This window comes from Vibrio sp. G-C-1 (genome assembly GCF_021728015.1).
Classification (GTDB): domain Bacteria; phylum Pseudomonadota; class Gammaproteobacteria; order Enterobacterales; family Vibrionaceae; genus Vibrio; species Vibrio splendidus.
This window is the reverse complement of the sequence record NZ_JAKKCR010000008.1, coordinates 153,099-175,743: the sequence shown is the minus strand read 5'-3', so window position 1 is coordinate 175,743 and position 22,645 is coordinate 153,099. Positions and strand designations below refer to the sequence as shown.

The following is a 22,645-nucleotide window of genomic DNA, read 5'->3' as shown; positions in this document are numbered from 1 at the left end:
ACTACCTCGATGACTTGTCATCTATTACTTCCTTAATGTCCAACAAGTGATTGATTTGTCGATTGACGTTGTGCAATTCAGTTTTTACATCCTCTAAAAGATCTTCTGGTGCAGGGAATTCGTGCTTACTCAAATGTTCCAATTTGGCCATTTTGGGTGGCAAGTCTTGATCGCACAGTAAAGTTAAGATGGTCTTTAATCTCTTTGAGTAGTTGTTGAGTTCATCAAAACGGTCACTTTTATGGAGCGTCTCTATGTTGATCGCTGCGTCTGAAAAGTCCTTATAAAAATCGCCTAGTAGCAATTGAAGCCCTTTGTGGTTGTTGTCGATTGAACGCAGCAAACTCGTCATGTCTATCATCATTCCACCGCCGTAATTGCTTTAATCACAATAACTAAGGATGTTTAAAGGTAGTTTTCAAATTTTTTTTGATTCTTTATGTATAAAAAGAAAAATATGAAAAATGTTGTATAAAAACTTGGTTTTTCAAAATGGTGTCCTTTAATGCCTCTAAATACGATCAGTTAGCTAGTAGCAACGGAGGCTGTAATGGCAGGCGAAAATAACCAAAACAACCAAAATGAAGATCTCAATGACGCGGTAGAACAAACGGACACGAACGACGCGGGTACGCCCTCCCAACAGCAGAATCAACAAAATCAACAAAATACGATTGCGTCGACAATAGCGACGGGTGCTGAAAACACGGATGCGGCCGACGAGGTTAATCAGGCTTTAGAAGACAATCCTAGTGGCGCAGGTAATGCTGAAGATGCGTCGGCTTCTGGTGCGGCTGTTCAAGAAGAGACGCCAGAAAGCGATGGAGATTCAGACGCAGCACAATCCAATGTAGTCGACAGTGTGGCTTCTGAAGGAGGAAGTGCTGAAAGCGCATCCGGAAGTGGTGGTGGGGATTCTGGTGCAGGCGCACAGGCAGTAGGAGGCGGTGGTGCAGCCGGATCTGAAGGGGGAGTTGATGCAGAAGGCAATCAAGACCAAGGTCAAGCAGTACAAACTTCAGCAGCATCAAGCTCATCAACAGATTCTGAAGGGTCACAAGGTGGTGATAATCTAGACTCGGAAACCGCAGAAGAAACGTTTGCAGTCGATGTTCAGGACCAAAGCGGTGAAGCAACGAATCAAGTAGAAGATGATTTTGATTCTGAAACGACGAGTGAAACTTTCCAAATCAATGTAGAAAGTGAAAATGATGCGCCAGAAGCAGAACAAGATCTGGCTTACATCATGGATGAAGATGGCTCCATAACATTCACTCAAGAACAATTACTCGAATACGCAAGTGATGTAGATGGGGACGAACTGGTTGCATCTAACGTTCAAGTTGGTGCTGATGCAACCGTTCAAGACAATGGTGACGGTACTTTCACAGTAGTTCCTTCAGCTGACTTCAATGGTGAACTTGACCTTACTTTCGACATCAGTGACGGCCAAGAAACGATTAGCAGCGCAATTGATTTAACGGTACGTCCGATTAATGACGCGCCGGTTCCTGAAGATAAAACGTTTGAAATAGAGGAAGATGGCACACTTATCTTCACTGATGCTGACCTATTAACCGGTGCTACAGACATTGAAGGTGACAACCTAACGGTTGAAGGTGTGACCTACGATGGCGGCGACGGTATTCTTACTGATAACGGTAATGGTACTTACACATTCGCTCCAAACGAGAACTTCAATGGCGACGTAAACTTCGGCTTCGATGTGTCAGACGGCACCGATACGGTCTCTGCAAACATCGATGTGAGCGTAACAGCGGTTGATGATGCGCCAGTGTCTGGCGACCTAGCGTACTCAATTGACGAAGACGGTTCGATTCGTCTAAGCCAAGAGCAGTTGCTATCGCAAGCGTCAGATGTTGAAGGCGATGACCTTACTGCCAGCGGCCTCACGGTTGGTGGTGATGCAACCGTTACTCAAAACGATGACGGCAGCTTCACGATTACGCCAGATGAGAACTTCAATGGCGACATCGATATCAGCTTTGATATCTCAGATGGCACCAATACCGTTCAAGCTTCTGCAGACCTAACCGTTAACCCAGTTAACGACCTGCCAGTCCCTCAAGATCAACAGTTCAGCGTTGAAGAAGACGGCACACTCATCTTTACCGATGCAGACTTGTTAACAGGCGCTACTGACATTGAAGGTGACAACCTAACGGTTGAAGGTGTGACCTACGACGGTGGCGACGGTATTCTTACTGACAACGGTAATGGTACTTACACCTTTGCTCCAAACGAAAACTTCAATGGCGATGTAAACTTCGGTTTTGATGTGTCAGATAGTACCGATACGGTGTCTGCAAACATTGATGTGAGTGTTACGGCGGTTGATGATGCGCCAGTGTCTGGTGACCTAGCGTACTCAATCGACGAAGATGGCTCGATTCGTCTAAGCCAAGAGCAGTTGCTTTCTCAAGCATCTGATGTGGAAGGTGATGACCTTACTGCCAGCAGCCTAACGGTTGGCGGTGATGCAACGGTTGTTGCTAACGACGATGGCAGCTTTACCATCACGCCAGATGAGAACTTCAATGGCGACATCGATATCAGCTTTGATATCTCAGATGGCACTAATACGGTTCAAGCATCGGCTGACCTAACGGTTAACCCAGTAAATGATTTACCAGTTCCTCAAGATCAGCAGTTCAGCGTTGAAGAAGACGGTACACTTATCTTCACCGATGCAGACCTGTTAACAGGCGCTACCGACATCGAAGGTGACAACCTTACTGTTGAAGGTGTGACCTACGACGGTGGCGACGGTATCCTGACCGACAACGGTAATGGTACATACACCTTTGCGCCGAACGAGAACTTCAATGGTGATGTAAACTTCGGGTTTGATGTATCAGATGGTACCGATACGGTGTCAGCGAACATCGACGTGAGCGTAACAGCGGTTGATGATGCGCCAGTGTCTGGCGACCTAGCGTACTCAATCGATGAAGACGGTTCGATTCGTCTAAGCCAAGAGCAGCTTCTATCGCAAGCGTCTGACGTAGAAGGCGATGACCTGACAGCCAGCGACCTTACGGTTGGTGGTGATGCAACGGTTGTAGCTAATGATGACGGCAGTTTCACCATCACGCCAGATGCGAACTTCAATGGTGACATCGATATCAGCTTTGATATCTCAGATGGCACTAACACGGTTCAAGCTTCTGCCGATTTAACCGTTAACCCAATCAATGACTTGCCAGTCCCTCAAGATCAACAATTCAGCGTTGAAGAAGATGGCACGTTAATCTTCACCGATGCAGACTTGTTAACAGGTGCAACGGACATTGAAGGCGATAACCTTACGGTTGAAGGTGTGACCTACGATGGCGGCGACGGTATTCTGACCGACAACGGCAATGGTACTTACACCTTTGCTCCAAACGAAAACTTCAATGGCGATGTAAACTTCGGTTTCGATGTATCTGACGGTACCGATACGGTGTCAGCGAACATCGACGTAAGCGTAACAGCGGTTGATGATGCGCCAGTGTCTGGCGACCTAGCTTACTCAATCGATGAAGACGGTTCGATTCGTTTGAGCCAAGAGCAACTGCTATCGCAAGCGTCAGATGTTGAAGGCGATGACCTTACGGCTAGCGGCTTAACGGTTGGTGGTGATGCAACGGTTGTAGCGAACGATGACGGCAGCTTCACGATTACGCCAGATGAGAACTTCAATGGCGACATCGATATCAGCTTCGATATTTCTGATGGCACCAATACCGTTCAAGCTTCTGCAGACCTAACCGTTAACCCAGTTAACGACCTGCCAGTCCCTCAAGATCAACAGTTCAGTATTGCAGAAGACGGTACTTTGCAGTTCACAGACGCGGATCTGCTTACAGGCGCGACAGACGTTGAAGGTGATAACCTGACGGTTGAAGGTATCACTTATGAAGGCACTGATGGCGTACTGACTGACTTAGGTGAGGGCTCATATAGCTTTGCTCCAAACGAAAACTTCAATGGTGATGTGAGCTTTAGCTTCGATGTGTCAGATGGCACCGATACGGTGTCTGCAAACATTGATGTTAGCGTGACTCCTGAGAACGATCCGCCAGTTGCGGGTTCAACGTCCTACACGGTGAATGAAGACAATTCGATTACCATTTCTGATGCACAACTATTGGCAACATCTTCAGATATTGAAGGTGATGTATCGATAGACAGCGTGACTTACTCTGGTAGTGACGGTGTCCTTGAAATCAATGGTAACGGCACTTACACCTTCTCGCCAAATGAGAACTTCAGCGGTGAAATTGCACTGGATGTGGTTGTTGCTGATGAAGAGGGTGCGACCGACGCGACGACTGCGGGGATCAATGTTCTTGAAGTGAACGATCCGCCGGTTGCTGGCCCAACGTCTTATACCATTGATGAAGACTCAGTGTTGACCTTCAGTGAATCACAGGTGCTACTTAATGCCTCAGATGTAGAAGGGGATGTTGAGCTTGTGGGTATTAGCTACGATGGCCCTGAGGGCATCTTCTCAGTAAATGGTGATGGAACTTGTAGCTTCGCTCCGAATGAGAACTTTAATGGCCAAGTTCAGCTTGATGTCACCATTCGTGATGAAGACGGTGCAGAAGTTGATACCGTCATCAACGTGGATGTTCTGCCAATCAACGATGCACCAGTATCGGGTGATTTGGCTTATAACGTAAACGAAGACGGTTCAATCACCTTGAGCCAAGATCAGTTGTTGTCTCAAGCGTCCGATGTTGAAGGCGAAGACCTAACCGCGAGCGACCTAACGGTTGATGGTGATGCGACGGTTGTAGCTAACGATGACGGCAGTTTCACTATCACACCAGATGAGAACTTCAATGGTGACATTGATATTCAATTCAACATCACTGATGGTACTGACACAGTTCAAGCAACCGCCGATCTTACGGTTAACCCAGTTAATGACTTGCCAGCTCCTCAAGATCAACAATTCAGTATTGCAGAAGACGGTACGCTGCAATTTACAGATGCCGACTTACTTACCGGTGCCACCGATATTGATGGCGATGACTTAACCGTTGAAGGTATTAGCTATACAGGTGGTGATGGCGTACTGACCGACCACGGTGATGGTACTTATACCTTTGCGCCAAATGAAAACTTCAATGGCGATGTGAACTTCAGTTTCGATGTGTCTGATGGCACAGAAACGGTCAGCGCTAACATTGACGTCAGTGTGACTCCTGAGAACGACCCGCCAGTTGCGGGTTCAACCTCGTACATGGTCAACGAAGACAATGCCATCACAATTTCTGATGAGCAGTTGCTAGCAAACTCTTCTGACGTTGAAGGTGCAGTGTCGATTGACAGCGTCACTTACAGCGGCACAGATGGTGTGTTCCAAGATAATGGTGACGGCAGTTACACCTTCCTTCCTAATGAAAACTTCAGTGGCGATATCAGCCTTGACGTTATTGTTGCCGATGAAGACGGTTCGATTGATGAAACCACTGCGGGCATTACCGTACTAGAAGTGAATGATCCACCGGTTGCGGGTCCAACGTCATACACCATTGATGAAGATTCGGTACTGACGTTCAGTGAATCTCAGATTCTTGTGAATGCTTCGGATGTCGAAGGCGATGTAGAGCTTGTTGGCATTAACTACGATGGCTCTGACGGTATCTTCACTGTAAATGGTGATGGTACATGCAGCTTTGCACCCAACGAAAACTTCAATGGTCAGGTTCAACTGGATGTGACCATTCAAGATGCAGATGGCGCGACGGTAGAGACACAGATTAATGTTGATGTACTGCCAATTAACGATCCACCAGTATCGGGCGATTTGGCTTACACCATCAATGAAGATAGCTCCATCACGCTAAGCCAAGAGCAATTGCTAGCACGAGCAGGTGATATCGATAGCGACAACTTAGAAGCTATCAATCTATCTACTGATGAAAATGCGACCATCCAACACAATGATGATGGCAGCTACACCATTACACCTAACGCCGACTACAACGGTGACCTAGATCTGAACTTCGATATCATCGATAACGATGGTGGTTCAGTTCAAGTTGGCCTAGACATTACCGTGAATCCGGTTAATGACTTGCCACAAGCGCAAGATCAACAGTTCACGATTGAAGAAGACGGTACCTTACTCTTCACCGATGCTGACCTGCTTGCAGGCGCGTCAGATATTGATGGTGACGAGCTGTCGATTGAAAACGTGCTCTACACAGGTGCAGATGGTGTTCTTAGCGATAATGGCGACGGCACATACAGCTTTGCACCAAACGAGAACTTCAATGGTGATGTTCAATTCTCATTCGATGTCTCTGACGGTACTGATTCAACATCAGCTGTTATTGATGTCAGCGTAACGCCTGAGAATGATCCACCGGTAGCGGGCTCGACATCTTACACAGTTCAAGAAGATGGCCAAATCACGATCAGTGATGAGCAACTATTGGCAAACTCTTCCGATGTAGAAGGCGATGTATCACTGTCAGGAGTATCGTACTCCGGTGATGACGGCTCTTTTGTTGATAATGGCAATGGTACTTACACCTTTACGCCAAATGAAAACTTCGATGGTGATATTTCACTAGACGTTGTTGTCGTTGACGAAGACGGTGCAACCGCAACTACAACCGCTGGCATCGATGTTATTGCTGTGAATGACGGCCCTGAAACATCTGGTATTCAGGCTGAAGTCGACGAAGATAATTCAATCACCATTACTCAAGAGCAGTTACTTGCGAATGCGACCGATGTTGAGGGTGATGAGCTAACGGCAACTAACCTACAAACCAACGATCCTGACGCGACGATTGTTGCGAATGACGATGGTTCATTCACCATTACGCACACAGAAAACTTCAATGGCGAGTTAGACTTCACATACAGCATCAGTGATGGTGAGAATGAAGTTCTGACGACACTCGACTTGACGGTTAATCCTGTCAACGATGCGCCGGAAGCGGGCGATGAAATATTCATCCAAGCGCAAGAAGACCAAACGGTTGGTGTGACGCTTCGTGAAGAACCTGCACTACGTTTAGATCAAGCGCCAGAAAACGGCATCATTGAAGCGAATGTCAATGACGAATGGGTGGTGCTGGAGGTAGGACAAGAAGTTCCTGCAGATACCGAAGTACGCTTTGTTCCTAGTGATGAAGCATTGGCTGAAAGTACACACACCACACAAATCGGTACGTTTGACGATAACGCGAGCGTGGATGACTGGGGTACAGAAGTAGACCCTTATACGCGTGAGTTCTCAGATGGTGACTTAACGGTAACCGTTCAAAGTAACGATGATCCACTTGGTGCCTGGAATGGTAACACCCACATTGGTCACGGACTTGGTGATACAGACCGTCAAGGCCTGAGTGGTGATGAGAAACTGACTGTTTCGGTTGAAGGTCAAGACATCAATGAAATCAGTTTCCACCTAGATGGTTTGGGTGGTTGGTTCATGGAAGAGTCTCGTCACTTTACAGAAGTAGAAATCAAAGCGTTCAATGAGGATGGCGACCTAATTGACTCGATGACTTACCACAAAGAAGACCGGGGTACTTTCGAGACAGATTACACGCTAACGGTTGATCAACCGGTGTCTTACTTTGAGCTTGGTACCGTGCAAGGTAATGGTACTTACGTCGTTCAAAACATGACAGTGTCACAAACTTTTCATGATGAAGCGGTGTTCACATCGATTGGTGTAGACGGTTCAGAAATCACCGAAACGGTTGAGTTGAACATCCATGCGGGTGACAACGAAATTGAGTTAACGGCTGATCTTCCTAATATCACTATCGATACTGAAGGTTCTGCTCAATTTGCTTCGGTTGTGATTACTGAAGAGCAACTACTGGCGCAAGCATCTGATATTGATGGCGACGACCTTGATATTGAAAATCTAGAGCTGGTGGGTGAAAACTCAGAGCATGCAACACTCATCGATAATGGTGATGGTACTTGGACGGTAACGCCGGATGAAAACTTCCATGGTGAAATCGAACTCGGCTACCAAGTTACCGATGGTGAGCTAACAGACAGCAACATCATCAACATCAACTTCGAATCGGTGAATGATGCGCCAATCGTTTCTGGCCCGATTGTTCTATCGACAGACGAAGATGAAGGTATCACGTTCAGTGCGGATGACTTGCTAGCGAACACCACAGATGTGGAAGGCGATACGCTGTCTATTTCTGACATCACTTACGGTGGTGACAACGGTGAGCTAGTTGATAACGGCGATGGTACGTTTACCTTTATGCCGAATGAAAACTTCAATGGTGAAATCGACATCGACTACAAGGTGTTTGATGGTACTGATGAAGTTGCAACGCATTTAGACCTAACCGTTGTACCGGTCAATGATGTGCCAGTTCCTGGTGAGCCATTGCACACACAAATGCTTGAAAACGGCTCCATGATCATCGAAGCGAAAGACCTATTGTCTGGTGCGACCGATGTTGATGGCGACATTCTTCATGTTGAAAACCTATTACTTGCAGACCAAACGCAAGGTACCTTAACGGATAACGGTGATAATACCTTTACCTTCGAACCTGCAGAGAACTTCTCTGGTGAAGTGAATCTGACTTTCGATATCAGTGATGGTCAAGCAAGCGCGCCAAGTACTGCAAGAGTTGACGTTGAAATTGTCAATGAAGGCCCTGAGGTGAGTGGTCCAATTGAAGTCGCTGTTGATGAAGATGGTTCAATCACTATCACTCAAGAGGATCTGTTAGCGAATGCAACGGATGTCGATGGCGATAACCTTGAAGCGGTTAACTTTGCGACCAACGATCCAAATGCGGTTGTTGTAGAAAACCCAGACGGTAGCTTCACGATCACACCAAGTGCAGACTTCTTTGGTGAGATTGAATTTACTTACGATGTCACTGACGCGATTGAGACCGTGGCTGCCAACCTCAACTTAACCGTAAATCCAATCAACGATGCGCCAGACGTTCCAGACATGTCTTTCATTACGGAAGATGGTCAAGCGATTACTATTACCGAAGCTGAATTACTGGCACAAGCGACAGACGTTGAAGGTGATGAACTGTCTGTGGTGAATGTGACGAGCGCAAGCGACACGGTAGAAGTCACAGATAATGGCGATGGAACATACACATTAACACCAGAGCAGGGCTTCTTCGGTAACGTTGACTTAGCGTTTGATGTGAGCGATGGCACTGATGTGGTTGCCGCAAACATCGACCTAAAAGTTGAGTTCGTCAACGATGCACCAGAAGCGACGCCAATGGTGGCTGATGTCGACGAAGATGGTTCAATCCTCGTTACACAAGAAATGCTGTTGGAGAACGCGAGCGACCAAGATGGCGATCAGCTATTTGCTTCTTCGCTTGAAACCAATGATCCGAACGCCAGCATTGTAGACAATGGTGATGGCACGTACACAGTGACACCTTCTGAAAACTTCAACGGTGATATTGCATTCACTTATGAGGTGAGCGATGGTGAGCTGAGCACGTCTAATAATATGACATTGACCGTGAATCCGGTGAATGACATTCCAATTGTTGCCCCAGGCATGTACCACATCGAAGAGGATGGCAGCATCCTGTTCACTCAAGAAGATTTGTTGAGTGGTGCAATTGATATTGATGGCGACGACCTAAGCGTTACTAGCATCAATTACTCTGGCGATGAAGGTACAGTCACCGACAATGGTGACGGCACGTTCAGCTTCGTTCCTGAAGAGCACTTCAGTGGTGATCTGCAGTTCAGCTTTACGGTAACAGACGGTACGGATGAGGTTGAACAAGACCTTAACGTTCATATTGAAGCAGTCGCGGATGCGCCGGATCTTGTGATAACCGATGGCGACGGCGTTAACGTTGATGACCAAGCTATTTTGGTTGAGCCAGGCGGCATTGTTGAGCTTAATATTGCGGCTGCGCTAGTAGACCAAGATCTATCAGAAACACTGACGGTAACGGTGGATGGTGTGCCAGAAGGTTCGGTTATTCAATACGATAATGAAGGCGTTCTGAATGACCAAGAAAACGGTATCACCAGTTACAACGATACTGAAATCACAGTAACGTTTGAAGGTGAAACCGCGGGATACCAAAACGCAGCGGGTTACTACAAAGTCGATGAAGACGGCAACATTACAGGTGTTGAAGTTGTCTACGAGAATGCATCACAAGTGGGTGGCGGCGGTGACCTTGTCCCTGGGCAAGATCAGTTCAGCTTCCAAGTCGAGGAAGGTGAGAGCTTTAACCTGTTCTTAATTCCAAACGGACATCAGCACAACGACTTTGATGCGATGCAAGACGGTCAGTATGAGTTCCGTGCTGAGGATGGTTCGCCTGCGAACATGGATACGGTTGATCCTCAACTTGTCTTTGTTGCGGCAGATGGCACTGAGACCGTGGTTCAAGGCCAGAATGGTGACGCGATCTTCCATGGTGGTTCAAGCTCTCAGCTAAACCAAGATGGTATCGAACATACTCGCACGACGGTTAATGAAGACGGCGAGCTGGTTTACGGCTTTGAAGATTTGTATGGCGGCGGTGATGCTGACTACACAGATTTCAACTTCACAATCGATGTGGGTGAAGTGAACAGCCAAATCTACAGCGGTGAAGTGACCGTTGGCCCTGATGGTACGGTGAACTTACCGACAACGGCTATCGAAAATTCACTACAAATCCAGTTACCAGAAGACTTCAACGAACAGCTTGAAGTTCATGTAACCGCAACCGCAACAGAGCTATCGAATGATGATTCTGAAACGGTCTCTCAAACTATCTACATTAACGCGACAGGCGCGCACATTGAGCACGCACCTGAAGCACTGCCTGTTGCTGCAACAGTAGAAGAAGATGGTTCTATCACCATTACGCAAGAAGACTTGTTAGCCAATGCTCGTGATCTCGATGGCGACCAGCTGACGGCTCTGAATTTAGCAACCGATGATGAGAGCGTTACGATTACCGATAACGGTGATGGTACGTACACATTAACGCCAGATGCTGACTTCAATGGCGATGTGAGCTTTACGTTTGATGTGTCTGATGGTGATGATGTTGTCTCTACCAACCTTGAGTTAACAGTTTCACCAGTGAATGACGGTCCAGAAGCACAAGACCAGGCATTCACAGTCGGCGAAGATGGCGTGTTAACTTTCAATGACCAAGACCTATTAACAGGTGCAACGGACATTGAAGGGGACGACCTAAGTGTTGAAGGTGTAACTTACACTGGCGCAGACGGTGTCCTAACCGACAATGGCAATGGCACATACAGCTTCGCGCCAAACGAAAACTTCAATGGCGATGTAAACTTCTCGTTCAATGTATCAGATGGTACCGATACGGTAAGCGCCAACATTGATGTGAGCGTGACGCCAGAGAATGACCCTCCGGTTGCGGGTAGTACGTCTTACACGGTTCATGAAGACAACTCTATTACAATCAGTAACGAACAACTGCTAGCGAACTCTTCGGATATCGAAGGCGAAGTCGCAATTGATAACGTGACTTACAGTGGTAGCGACGGTGTTCTGGAAATCAACGGTGACGGTACATACACCTTCTCGCCAAACGAGAACTTTAATGGCGAAGTTAGCCTAGATGTTGTCGTTACGGATGAAGATGGCGCGACCGAAGCAACAACTGCGGGTATTACTGTCCTTGAGGTGAACGATCCGCCAGTTGCTGGCCCAACGTCATACACCATCGATGAAGATTCAGTACTGACTTTCAATGAGTCTCAAGTTCTGCTGAACGCTTCTGATATTGAAGGTGATGTTGAGCTTGTTGAGATCAACTACGATGGCCCAGACGGTATCTTCTCAATCAATGGTGACGGTACATGTAGCTTCGCTCCGAATGAAAACTTCAACGGCCAAGTGCAGTTGGATGTGACCATTCAAGATGAAGACGGCGCTCAAGTTGATACGTTTATTACGGTTGATGTATTACCAATCAACGACGTACCAGTATCAGGCGACCTGGCATACAGTGTTGAGGAAGACGGTTCGATTACCTTGAGCCAAGAGCAGCTTCTTTCTCAAGCAAGCGATGTAGACGGAGACGACCTGACTGCTTCTAACTTGATTGTTGATGGAGACGCGACGGTTGTTGCTAACGATGACGGCAGCTTTACCATTACGCCAGATGCGAACTTCAATGGTGACATTGACCTAACGTTCGACATTAGCGACGGTACAGATACGCTTGTTGCGACGGCTGACCTAACCGTCAATCCAGTTAATGACCTTCCACAACCACAAGACCAAACGTTCAGCATTGGCGAAGATGGGGTCTTGAACTTCACTGACGAAGACTTGCTGACAGGGGCGACCGACATTGATGGGGATGACCTATCGGTTGAAGGCGTTACTTACACAGGTGCGGACGGTGTTCTTACTGATAATGGCGACGGAAGCTACAGCTTTGCGCCAAACGAGAACTTCAATGGTGATGTGAACTTCAGTTTTGATGTGTCAGATGGCACAGATACGGTTCAAGCCAACATTGATGTCAGCGTGACACCAGAGAATGATCCACCGGTTGCAGGTAGCACGTCTTACACCGTTCATGAAGACAACTCAATTACCATCAGTGACGAACAGTTACTTGCTAACTCTTCGGACATTGAAGGTGATGTAGCAGTCGATAGCGTGACTTACACTGGCGCTGACGGTGTCTTTGAAGACAATGGTGACGGTACTTACACCTTCTCACCAAACGAAAACTTCAACGGCGAAGTTAGCCTTGATGTTGTTGTTACCGACGAAGAGGGCGCAACTGAAGCGACCACTGCGGGTATTACTGTACTTGAGGTGAACGATCCACCAATCGCAGGCTCAACGAGCTACTCAGTCAACGAGGACGAAGTTATCACCATCAGTTCAGAGCAACTGTTGGCGAACGCTTCTGATATCGAAGGTGAAGTGGCGATTGATAGCGTTAACTACACAGGCTCAGATGGTATATTTACCGACAATGGTGACGGAACATTCAGCTTCGCACCAAACGCTAACTTCGATGGCGATGTAAGCCTTGATATTGTCGTTACTGATGAAGAAGGCGCAACCGTAGCAACCAACGCAAGCATTGATGTTCTGCCTGTTAACGATGCTCCGGTATCGGGTGACTTGGCGTACAGCGTGGACGAAGATGGTTCAATTACCTTGAGCCAAGAGCAATTACTTGCTCAAGCGAGCGATGTTGACGGCGATGACTTAACAGCGGCTAATCTAACTGTTGGTGGTGATGCGATAGTTACAGCAAACGATGATGGTAGTTTCACTATCACGCCAGATGCTAACTTCAATGGCGACATTGATTTGAACTTCGACATTACCGATGGCGATGCGACGCTTCAAGCAACGGCTGATCTAACGGTCAACCCAGTTAATGACTTGCCAACAGTCGGTGAGCCACAATTTGTGACTCAAGAAGACACCAGCTTTACCTTCACAGAAGAGCAACTGCTGCAAAATGCGGGCGACATTGATGGCGACAACCTATCGGTTGAAAATGTTGCTTCAGATAGCGGTACTTTGGTTGATAACGGCGACGGTACTTACACATTCGCACCGAATGAAAACTTCGACGGCAATGTAAATGTGACGTTCGACGTGAATGACGGTACAGCGACAGTACCAGCAGAAGCGACGATTGATGTTCAATCTGTGGTTGATATGCCAGAGCTGTCGATTGCGTCTGACCTAGTGATTGCGTCAGACAACTTCGAGTCTGGCTCAAACGGTTGGAATACCGGTACTGAAAGCTCACAAGGCTTCGAATCAGGTGACATGCTAGGTCGTATTGGTGGCACTGGTGGCGATGAAGCTGTCAGCAAAACTTACGACATTCCAAGTGATGTGAGCGAAGTTAATATCTCGTTCAGTTTCTACGAAATTGATTCTTGGGATGGTGAGTCATTCCAAATCTTTGTCGGCGGCGAAGAGCTTACTTCGTTAGACAACTCGGCGTTCCAAACTCAAGATGGCACTACAACGTTGTACGATTCAGCGGGCAATGAAGTGGGTGAAGTTGTTCACGGCGTGTCGCAAGGTGAAGGCTTCAGTGGTTGGAACGACCAAGCACACCAAATCAACCTAACGGTACCCGTTGAAGACGGCCAACTTGAGTTAGGCTTCGGTTCAACCTTGAACCAAGGTGTGAGTGATGAGTCGTTTGGCATCGATAACATTGAAATCACAGTGTCTGACGCGGATTACCAAATCATTGGTACCGAAGATACACCTGTACCACTTGATATTGATGCGGCGCTTACTGATACCGATGGTTCAGAAAACCTTGCTATTTTGATTGAAGATGTGCCGGAAGGCAGCTCGCTTTCTGCAGGTACCGATAACGGTGATGGCACATGGTCATTGCAACCAGGCGAGCTAGAAGGGCTAGAGTTTATCCCTTCAGGTGACTTCAATGGTGATGTGGTTCTAACTATAAATGCGACATCGACTGATGTTGATACGGGTACCACCGCGACGGCAACACAAGATGTGACGATTCATATCTCGCCAGCGAATGATGCTCCAGAAGTTGATGGTGACATCAGTGCTGTGACAGCCGAAGACAACAGCATCAAGCTAACTCAAGAGCAGCTGCTAGAGCACGCTGTTGACATTGATGGTGATGATTTATCAGCAATCAACCTAACTACCAATGATGAAAATGCGACCGTTCAAATGAACGACGATGGCAGCTTCACCATTACACCGAGTGAAAACTTCAACGGTAATATCGAATTTAGTTACGATGTAACCGATGGGGAAGACATGGTCGCGGCTGGCCTAGACTTGACGGTAACACCGGTCAATGATGCGCCAGAGCCACAAGACCAAGCATTCACTATTGGTGAAGATGGGGTTCTTAACTTCACTGACGCTGACCTGTTAACGGGTGCAACGGATGTTGAAGGTGATAACCTAACAGTCGAAGGTGTGACATATACGGGTGCTGATGGTGTGCTTACCGACAATGGTGACGGAAGCTACAGCTTTGCGCCAAACGAGAACTTCAATGGTGATGTGAACTTCAGCTTTGATGTGTCAGATGGCACGGATACGGTTCAAGCCAACATTGATGTGAGCGTGACGCCTGAGAACGATCCACCAGTGGCAGGCAGCACGTCTTACACTGTGCATGAAGACAACTCAATCACGATCAGTAATGAACAGTTATTAGCCAACTCTTCAGATATTGAAGGTGAGGTTGCGATTGATAGCGTGTCTTACACTGGCAGTGATGGTGTGTTCGAAGACAACGGTGACGGCACTTATACTTTCTCGCCAAACGAGAACTTCAATGGTGATGTGAGCTTAGCGGTTGTTGTTACCGATGAAGAAGGGGCAACAGAAGCGACCACAGCGGGAATCACTGTACTTGAGGTGAACGATCCGCCAATCGCAGGCTCAACCAGTTACTCAGTAAACGAAGATGAAGTTATCACCATCAGTGCAGAGCAACTGTTGGCGAACTCTTCTGATATTGAAGGTGAAGTGGCGATTGATAGCGTGAACTACACAGGCGCTGACGGCATCTTTACTGACAATGGCGATGGAACATTTAGCTTCGCGCCGAACGCAAACTTCGATGGCGATGTTAGCCTCGATGTAGTGGTGACAGATGAAGACGGTGCGACAGTAGCCACCAGCGCAAGTATTGATGTTCTTCCAATTAATGATCCACCAGTATCGGGTGACTTGGCATACAGCATTGATGAAGATGGTTCGATTACTCTGACTCAAGAGCAGTTGCTGTCTCAAGCATCTGATGTGGATGGCGATGACCTGACCGCAAGCAACCTAAGCGGAGGCGATAATGCATCCGTTGTTGATAATGGCGATGGCACCTTTACGGTAACGCCAGATGCGAACTTCAATGGCGATATCGACCTAAGCTTTGATATTTCGGACGGCACTGAGTCAATTGTGGCGAACGCCGATCTGACGGTAAACCCAGTCAATGACTTGCCAACGACATCCGATGTTTACGCGAACGTTGATGAAGATAATGTCATCACTATCACGCAGGAGCAGCTACTTGCGAATGCCGCTGATATTGAGGGCGACGACCTTGTCGCTTCCGACTTAACCTTAGTGGGTGACGATGCAACGATTGTCGACAATGGCGATGGCACGTTCTCAATCACTCCAAGCGAAAACTTCAATGGCTACATCGATGTTGCCTACAGCATCAGCGATGGCGACACACCAATTGCCGCTAACTTAGGCTTGACCGTTGACCCAGTTAACGACGCGCCAATTGTTTCTGCTGATGTGGCGATAACCATTGAAGAAGACGGTTCATACACCATTACTCAAGAAGAGCTCCTACAATTCGCGACTGACATCGAAGACGATGACATGACCGCAATTATTGGAGAGCAGGGCGATGAAACAACCGTAACCGGTACAGTGTTGGATGCTGAAACTGGTAATCCAATCGCAGGTGCGGATGTTACGCTAACCGACAACGCAGGTCATTCTTACACGGCGGAGACGGATCAATCCGGTAACTACTCTGTGAGCGGTCCTGTTGTTGACCAAGGTACCGTCACTATTGAACAAGAAGGCTCTATTACTAGCAGCTTCCTGGTTCCAGCTGGTGAAGATACCAATGGTGGCGTAACCGCAATATCGGAAGTGCTTGAAGAAACTGATATGCGTATCGTGGTCACATGGGGTGAAAGCCCACGTGATATGGACAACCATCTATGGCTCTACGATACAGAAAATGGCAATGAGCTAGACCATATTTACTATCGCGACATGAGCCACGATTTGGGCGAAGGTAATGTCGTTCAGCAAGATGTAGATGACACGAATGGCGGTGGTCCTGAAACCATCACTATTCCAAATTATCAAGATGCTGACATGCACTATTCAGTACACAACTACACCAGCAGAAGTTGGGATGTAGATGGTGTTGAAGATGTACAGGTTCAGGTATTTGTAGGCGATACATTGGTTGAAACCTTCAGCCCAGATTTATCTGATAACCCATCAGGTGACCATTGGCATGTATTTGATATCGTGAACGGCGTTATTGTTCCAAGCCAAGATGTAGGCAGCGAGAATGCGTTTGATTTACCAACGGCAGAAGAAGCGCTCGCGAATGAAAACGGCATTGATATCTCTGAATTGCTAACCGACGATGAAGGTGATGACTCTGGTGAGACGGGTGGAAACGAACCAAGTGTTGGAGATGTTTCCATTGAGAACGCTCTTATCACTGACAATGGTGATGGTACTTACACCATTACACCGGAAGAGAACTTCAATGGTGAATTCTCGATTAGTTACAACGTGGACGATGGCAACGGCGGGGTTACGCCTGCGGAACTAGACGTTACTGTAACAGCAGTTAACGACCTTTCGGTTATTTACGACCACGACTACACCATTAATGAAGATGGCTCGCTGACCTTTACCGATGAACAGCTATTGGCTGGTGCAACGGATATTGATGGCGATGACCTTTCTGTCGAGTCGGTTAATTACGAAGGCACCGACGGTGTGTTCACGGATAATGGCGATGGCACTTACACCTTCGCTCCAAACGAGAACTTCAATGGTAATGTCGACCTAACTTACGATGTCAGCGATGGCACTGATGTTGTATCGGCGAATATTGATGTTCAAGTGGTTCCAATCAACGACGTACCGGTAGCAGGTTCTACAACTTACAGCGTTGAAGAAGACGGCAGTATCACGCTAAGCGATGCACAACTTCTGGCGAATAGCTCGGATGTTGAAGGGGAAGTGTTTGTCAGCGATGTAAGCTACAGCGGCACTGATGGTGTATTCACTGATAATGGTGATGGTACTTACACCTTTGCTCCAAACGAAAACTTTAACGGTGACATCAGTCTTGATGTATCTGTTATGGATGAAGATGGCGCAACCGCTGAAACAACCGCAGGTATCGATGTCATTGCTGTTAATGACTTGCCGGTTGCAGGTTCAACGACCTACAGCGTTGACGAAGATAACGTGATTACCATCTCTGAAGCACAGCTTCTTGCGAACAGCTCAGACATTGAAGGTGATGTATCCGTTAGCGACGTTTCCTACTCAGGCGCAGACGGTATCTTTACTGACAATGGTGATGGTACTTACAGCTTCGCACCAAATGAAAACTTCAACGGCAATGTCAGCTTCGATGTCACCGTTGCAGATGAAGACGGTGCAACCGCTGAAACCACTGCGGGTATTGAAGTTATCGCGGTTAACGACGCGCCAGTGTCAGGTGACTTGGCTTACTCAGTGGATGAAGATGGTTCAATCACGCTAAGCCAAGAGCAACTGCTTGCTCAAGCATCGGATTTGGACGGCGATGATCTTACCGCGGCTAACCTAACCGCGGGTGATAACGCTACCGTTACGGCAAACGATGATGGTTCATTTACCATTACTCCGGATGCCGACTTCAATGGTGATATTGACCTAAGCTTCGACCTTTCTGATGGTACTGAAACAGTTGTTGCAACGGCCGACCTTACTGTGAATCCAGTGAATGACATCGCAGTTGTTGAAGATGTCGCTTACACCATTGAAGAAGACGGTTCACTTACCTTTACTGATGAGCAACTGCTAGCGGGTGCTTCTGATATTGATGGTGATGAGCTTTCAGTTGCCGATGTGTCTTACACTGGCGCAGAGGGTGTGTTCACCGACAATGGCGATGGCACTTACACCTTTGCACCGAACGAGAACTTCAATGGTGACGTAAGTCTGGACTTCTCGGTATCTGACGGTACAGAAACGGTTGATGCAAATATCGACGTAACGGTAACAGACGTTAACGATGCACCAGTGGCAGGCGCAACGTCTTACCAAATGAACGAAGATGGCACCATCACATTGAGCCCTGAGCAGTTGATTGCTAATAGCTCCGATGTGGACGGTGAAGTGTCGCTTGATAGCGTGAGCTACTCAGGTGCAGACGGTATCTTGGTTCAAAATGAAGATGGTTCGGTAACGTTCGCACCAAACGAAAACTTTAACGGTGACATCAACCTTGATGTGACGGTTATTGATGACGACGGTGCGACAGCTCAGACTACCGCTGGTATTGAAGTCATTGCAGTTAACGACGCACCAGTGGCCGGAAACGTGGCTTACTCGGTTGATGAAGATGGTTCAATTACGCTATCTCAAGAGCAGTTGCTGGCTAACGCATCCGATGTTGATGGTGATGCACTGACCGCAAGCAACCTATCTGCAGGTGACAATGCGACCGTAACAGCGAACGATGATGGTTCATTTACTATCACTCCGGATGCTGACTTCAACGGAGACATAGACCTAAGCTTCGATGTTTCAGATGGCCTTGAAACTGTTCAAGCTGGCGTCGACCTAACGGTTAACCCAGTCAATGACCTACCAACAGCAGAAGACCAAAACTTTACCGTTGAGGAAGATGGAACGCTAATCTTCACGGATGCAGACCTACTAGCAGGCGCTGCAGACATTGACGGCGATGACTTGTCTATCTCGAATGTGTCTTACACGGGCGCAGAAGGTGTGTTCACTGATAACGGTGATGGCACTTATAGCTTTGCTCCGAACGAGAACTTCAATGGCGATGTCAACCTAGGCTTCACAGTGTCTGATGGCACTGAGACAGTCGATGCCAATATTGATGTGACGGTAACGGATGTGAATGATGCACCAGTGGCGGGTTCTACCTCTTACCAAATGAACGAAGATGGCACGATTACTATTAGCCCTGAGCAGTTGATTGCGAACAGCTCAGACGTTGATGGTGAAGTGTCGCTTGAAAGCGTGACCTACACTGGCTCTGACGGCGCATTGGTTCAAAACGATGATGGTTCTGTGACCTTCACGCCGAGTGAGAACTTTAACGGTGATATCAGCCTAGATGTGGTCGTGACCGATGATGACGGTGCAACTGCAACAACAACGGCAGGTATCGAAGTTCTGGCTGTGAACGATGGACCAGAGTCTGAGGATGTGAAACTAACCACAGCCGAAGACAGCACCATCCTTATCACACAAGACATGTTGTTAGCTCAAGCTACCGACATCGATAACACCGCAGATGAGCTGTCAGCTTCGGGTCTACAAATCGACTCTAGCTTGGGTGAGTTGCTAGACAACGAAGATGGTACTTGGTCATTTACGCCAAACGAAAACTTCAATGGCGATGTGCCAATGACGTTTAACGTTAGCGATGGCCAAGAGACAATTTCAGTCGACGGCAACATCGATGTTACGCCAGTGAATGATGCACCTGAAGCGCCAATGATTGAGATGCAAGGCGAAGAAGATGTGGTCATGGTGATTGACCCAGCTTACATCGCGGATCAAGTGACAGACCTTGATGGCGACGAGATCAGCATTGAGAGCATCACAGTTCGAGCTCCAGCGAACGCGACCTTAACTCAGCAACCAGACGGCATGTATCACTTAGTGACTACTCAAGACTTTAATGGCTTAGTGGAACTGGGTTATCAAGCTACTGACGGTGAAGAAGTGGTTGATGGGTCGCTGAATGTGGATGTCATTCCGGTTAACGACGCACCATTCAATGTCGGCAACGCAATGATGACCACAGACGAAGATGGCGCGTTCACCTTCGATGCTGGCGACTTGATGAACTTGTTCGGTGATATTGATACCGCTGACCTTGTTGTTTCTCGCATTATCACCGCAGACGGTGAAGATGGCGGAGAAGTAACAGACAACGGTGATGGTACGTGGACATTCACACCAACAGGCGACTTTGCGGGTGTTTCTGACCTACAAGTTGTCGTGAGTGACGGTGAGTTTGAAACCGTTCTCGATGTTCCTGTGTTCGTACGTCCTGTCGCAGATGGCGCGGTTATTTCAACTGACCATGACGGTCCATTGGTTTTCGGTGAGGATGAAACCGGTCACTTAGGACTGAATGTTGGCCTAGTCGATGATTCAGAAACACTAAGTAATCTAGTGATGACAGGTTTCCCTGTTGGATTCGAGGTAACAGATGGTGTGAATACCGTGATGATCACCGAGCCGGGTCAATACATCGACCTGTTCGATTGGGATATCTCAAACATTCAAATGACGCCTCCTGAAGACTTCCATGGTGAGTTCTTCGTAACCGTAAGTGCAACAACCGTTGATTACGGAGATGAGCCGGAAGCGTTTGATGATGGTATCGATTCAGGTGATTTCGAAACTGTAGCGGGTGATTCCATCATCCTAACGGCGGACGACCTAATCGGATTGGCTGAGAATGTGGATGCAGACAGTGATGATGAAGTGAAACTGGTTCATCTTGCTGACCGCAGCCAAGGTGAGATTGTCGATAATGGCGATGGCACTTGGACGTTCACACCAGCACCAGGCTTCACGGGCGAAGCAGACATTGCGTACGTAGTTGATAAAGATGGCGTGCTTCATGATGAGCAAACTGGCGTAGTCGTGAAAGAAGGCGACTCACAAGAGAATGCAGCACCAGAAGTTAACAGCATCACAACGACGGAAATCGCAGCGGATGCAACCTTGTCGTTCACTGATGAAGACATGTTAGCGAACCTGAGCGATGCAGAAGGCGATAGCATGAGCATTGAGTCAGTAAGCTTGATGGAAGGTCAGGGCGTAATTGAGAGCGATAACCAAGGTAACTATCAATTCACACCTGCTGAAGACTACACCGGTGATGTTCAAGTTGGATTTATAGCGACCGATGGCGAAAATCGCATCGAAAGCTTCTTCAATGTGGATATCCAAGGCGGAGATGAAGCAGCGGCGAGTGAAGGTTATGCCTTAGCTGATGATGGTTCACTAACTATCACGGATGCACAGCTGGTGGATGAGTTGGGCGTGAGTGATTCTGCACAAGTTGTTGATGTTGCAGACGCGAACGATGCTGGCTTCTTTGCCGAATCAGGTGAAGGTGAGTGGACTTACTGGCCGAACGAAGACTTCGATGGCAACTTAGCGATGAATGTTGAAGTTAACGACGGCGGTGAAGTATCAAGTCATAGCTTAAGCATCCAAGTTGAAGATGATTCAGTACAAAGTGATGAACCACAAGTCCAAGCTGCTCAAGCAACAGAAGAGCAACAAGTGGAAGTGGCTCAACAAGCTGATGACCAAGCTCAAGATGCTGAAACTGAAGACAGTACAGCAGATGTAACCGCGGCACCGGGTGATACCATCTCTATCTCGATTCCAGATGAGGTAAGTGGTAACGAATCGGTTGATTACGCTGATATGTCTGGCTTACCTGAGGGCGCTACTGTGAGCAACGCACTGGATAACGGTGATGGTAGCTTCACAATCAGTGGCAACCTAGAGCAGCCTGTATCTGTCGAACTACCAGAAGGTTACGAAGGTACTAGCGAGATCCAATTCCAAGGTTACGACGAATTGGGTAGTTCAATAGACGGTGCTAGCGGTTCTGTTGAGGTTGAGGTCGATGATCAATACACCATGCAAGGTTCTACTCAAGAGCAGCAACCAGACATGGCAGGTATGGAATCTGGTGGCAGCGACTGGACAAGTTCAGGTGGTCAAGATCAAGGTGTTGACTTCACGGACGACTCTGGAAGCTTCGATTCAGATTCTCAAACTGGAACCGATCAAGACAACGACTTCGACCAAAGCTCGATTTAA

Annotated in this window: 2 protein-coding genes; one reads left to right on the top strand and one right to left on the bottom strand. The window is 47.6% G+C overall.

All coding sequences use genetic code 11. The features are described 5' to 3' along the window. Position 1: 1 nt before the first annotated feature. Entirely contained in the window at positions 2-364 is a 363-nt protein-coding gene (locus L3V36_RS13675; RefSeq protein ID WP_016793662.1) for a hypothetical protein, read from the bottom strand. Between the two features lie 186 nt (positions 365-550). On the opposite strand from L3V36_RS13675, the gene L3V36_RS13665 reads away from it, so the two are divergent. Then, positions 551-22,645, top strand: coding sequence for a tandem-95 repeat protein (locus tag L3V36_RS13665; RefSeq protein ID WP_208774879.1), 22,095 nt, complete (start codon positions 551-553; stop codon positions 22,643-22,645).

Bases quoted from the DNA above. Each gene is read 5' to 3' on its own strand.
- L3V36_RS13665 (WP_208774879.1), top strand. From the start codon at position 551: ATGGCAGGCGAAAATAACCAAAACAACCAAAATGAAGATCTCAATGAC.
- L3V36_RS13675 (WP_016793662.1), bottom strand. From the start codon at position 364: ATGATGATAGACATGACGAGTTTGCTGCGTTCAATCGACAACAACCAC.